This window comes from Thiocapsa sp. (assembly GCF_035467215.1).
Taxonomy (GTDB): Bacteria; Pseudomonadota; Gammaproteobacteria; order Chromatiales; family Chromatiaceae; genus Thiocapsa.
The window spans coordinates 1-2,859 of the sequence record NZ_DATITZ010000359.1 but is presented as its reverse complement, the minus strand read 5'-3'; the positions used below and the strand labels follow the sequence as shown (position 1 = coordinate 2,859).

The 2,859-nt window shown below is 62.6% G+C and carries 3 protein-coding genes and 1 pseudogene; all 4 read right to left on the bottom strand.

Going from position 1 to position 2,859, the window contains the following annotated elements:
- Positions 1 to 120: pseudogene (locus VLR48_RS19500) on the bottom strand (ribosome maturation factor RimM); the annotation flags it as partial.
- A gap of 47 nt (positions 121 to 167) precedes the next feature.
- The gene (gene rpsP / locus VLR48_RS19495) at positions 168 to 437 is read right to left on the bottom strand and encodes a 30S ribosomal protein S16 (protein WP_093029098.1); all 270 of its coding nucleotides are present in this window, start codon (positions 435 to 437) and stop codon (positions 168 to 170) included.
- Positions 438 to 546: 109 nt separating this feature from the next.
- Positions 547 to 1,722: a toxic anion resistance protein gene (locus VLR48_RS19490; protein ID WP_325293372.1), complete on the bottom strand. Its 1,176-nt coding sequence runs from the start codon at positions 1,720 to 1,722 to the stop codon at positions 547 to 549.
- 309 nt (positions 1,723 to 2,031) lie between these two features.
- Positions 2,032 to 2,853, bottom strand: coding sequence for a 5-bromo-4-chloroindolyl phosphate hydrolysis family protein (locus tag VLR48_RS19485; RefSeq protein ID WP_325293373.1), 822 nt, complete (start codon positions 2,851 to 2,853; stop codon positions 2,032 to 2,034).
- Between the last annotated feature and the right edge of the window lie 6 nt (positions 2,854 to 2,859).

Here is a 2,859-nt window from a genome sequence, read left to right as displayed (position 1 = left end):
GTAGCTTAGGATGCCCTCGGGAGGATCCGTCTCCGACATCACCTTCAACCAGCCGCGCACCCCGTACACACCGGCGACGTGTCCGACGACGATACGCGTCGAATCCGGTTGTCCGGCCATCGATCGGAGCAGTCCGAGGCTATCTTGGCTTGACGCGATCGAACGACTTACGCAGCGACGGCAGTTGCCGACTCTTCGCGAGCCGCTTGCTTCAGAAGCTGCTTGACGCGGTCGGTCGGCTGGGCGCCGCGCTCGACCCAATACTGCGCACGCTGACGGTCGACGCGCAGCTCGACCTCGCCGCCCTTGGCGAGCGGATTGAAGAAACCGAGGCGCTCGATATAGCGGCCATCACGCTTGGCGCGGATGTCGGCGACAACGATCTGATAAAAAGGGTTCTTCTTGGAGCCACCCCGAGACAAACGAATCGTAACCATGTGCTGTCCTGGACCCAGACGATTGGACGTTGCGGGAATGGCCCCGCAGGTAAACGCGCAAATATACAGAATCTGCCGGAAAATGGAAGTGGTATACCGAGCGCGCGTGCTATTGATCGGTTCGGCGGGCGCTCGCCGAGGTCAAGGTTCGACGCAGATCGGCCTCCAGGCGTTCGAGCTCCTGGCTGGCGATGGCGCGGGCGCGCTTACCCTCGTCGGCGATCGCGAGACTCTCCTCGATCGTCTCGATGAGTGTTTGATTGGCGTGCTTGACCACATCAATGTCGAAGACGCCGCGCTCGATCTGGCGGCGCGCCTCGGCGTTCGCCGATTTGAGATTATCGGCATTGGCGCGCAGCAGGTCGTTCGTGAGATCGGTGGCCGCCTTGATGGTGTCGGCCGCCTCGCCCGAACGGTAGATAGTGACGGCCTGGGCCAGTTGTTGGCGCCACAGAGGCACGGTGTTGACCAGGGTCGAGTTGATCTTGTTGATGAGCCCCTTGTCGTTTTCCTGGACCATGCGGATGCTGGGTAGGCCCTGCATGGTCACCTGTCGCGTGAGCTTCAGGTCATAGACGCGCCGCTCCAGCTCGTCGCGGGCACCGCGCAGATCCTTCAGGCGCTGCACCTCGACCATGTCGGTACTCGCCGCAACCTGCGCGGCCAGCGCGGGGATGGTCGATTCGTCCAACTCGACGAGCTTCGCCTCGCCTGCCGCGATGTACTGCTCCAAGGTTCTGAAATAGTCCAGGTTGGCCGCATAGAGCCGATCGAGCGCGGTGACGTCGGTCAAGAGCTTGGTCTTGTGCCGCTCCAGTTGTCCGGAGATGGTCTCGATCTGATCTCGTACCGCCTCGTACTCCTGAAGGAACTTCACGACCGGCCGACCTTTGCCGGTCAGACGCGCCAATAAACCTGGCTTGCGGTTCGGATTGAGATCATCGACACGAAACCCCTTGAGCGTGGTCACCATCTCGCTCAGCGCCGCCCCGGCGGGGCCCACGTCCTTGGCCCGCACGCCTTCGAGCATTTGGTCCGAGACCTCGGTGAGACGCTCTTGGGCCTTGGAGCCGAAGAAGAGGATGGAGTGGGTGTCGTTCAGATCCAGCTCCTGCAGCAGTCGCCCGAGCTGCGCCTCGCCGATCTGCGGCACCTGCGCGTCCTCGGCGACCATGAGCGGCCGCTCCGCCGCACCCGGAGAACCGGCGATGGCGATCTCCGCGACAGGGTCGGCTGTCGGCACAGGCCGGGCGCCCGTCGCTTGCCCCTGTGTCTGAGGATCCATCGCTGACGCGTCGCCTGGCTCTCGCTCGCTCACTCAATCTCTCCCAATCGATTTAAACCGCGCCCGACGCGGTATGAGTTGTTGTTGGATGGGATCGGCCCAAGCAGACTTGACGATCGCTGGAGCCGGCGCGGTTTAAAACATTAAAAAATATTAGCCTAAACCACGTCCCCGCTAAGGGCTGTGGATGCACCAAACGTCGAGCTCGCTCTGATTGTCCCCTTCTAAACCGCGCCCCGCCGAGGCCTTTGTTCACCGCGACGGGAGACCGACGCGGAAAAGACGCATCTCACAGGAGGCGCGGTTTAGTCACTGAATGCCTTCGCGCTCGAGCTGCTTCTTCAGCACCTCGATCTGGATATCGAGGTCCATCACGTCGGTCTTGAGAAGCCTCTGGTGTTGCTCGTCGAACACCTGCTCGACCGTCACCAGGACGTTGCGAAAATTCTGCTCCAACTCGCGCGAATCCGCCAGACGATGGGTCCGTGCATAACCGTCGGCGACCTGCTGGACACCGTCGAGATAGACACTCAAAAATTTGCGTGCCCGAAACAGGTCCGTGGGCCGATCCGCGATCTGATTCAGGATCGAGCGACCCTGCGAGCCGATGCGTTGCAGGCGGATCTTCAGCTCCGGGTTGGCGATCGTCTTCGCCGCGCGGTCCAGGTCGATCAGCTTGCGCTCAGCCTCTTCCAAGGCCGCCGCGACCTTGCGCGTCCGCTCGTCGTCGGTCGCAAAGGGACGTGCGCGACCGAGCGGCTCGAGGCCATAGACCAAGTGAAAGCCGATCAAGGCCACCGTCGCATAGACGAGGCTGAGCGCCGGCCCCTGACCGACCGACAACCAGGCGGCCAATCCGGTTGCAACGCCTGTCAGCACACCGCCGATGGTCTTCAGCGGGATACGCTGGAGACGCGTAAAGCGTAGAACCTGTTGAGCATGCTCCGCGCGCAGCCCACGGCGGGTCAGATCGGCCGCCGCCATGAAAAGCGCAAAGATCCCGCCGTCGATCAGGACGACATCCAACCGCCCTGTCCCGAGCCCGATCAAGGCACCGATCAGGAGCGGGATCGGCAGCAGGAACAGGAGCGTGCCCTTCGCGCGAGGTTTCCCCCGAGCGGGCATGTTCATGTTGGG

Coding starts and splice junctions, on each gene's coding strand:
- VLR48_RS19490 (WP_325293372.1), bottom strand. CDS start 1,722: ATGGATCCTCAGACACAGGGGCAAGCGACGGGCGCCCGGCCTGTGCCG.
- VLR48_RS19485 (WP_325293373.1), bottom strand. CDS start 2,853: ATGAACATGCCCGCTCGGGGGAAACCTCGCGCGAAGGGCACGCTCCTG.
- rpsP (WP_093029098.1), bottom strand. CDS start 437: ATGGTTACGATTCGTTTGTCTCGGGGTGGCTCCAAGAAGAACCCTTTT.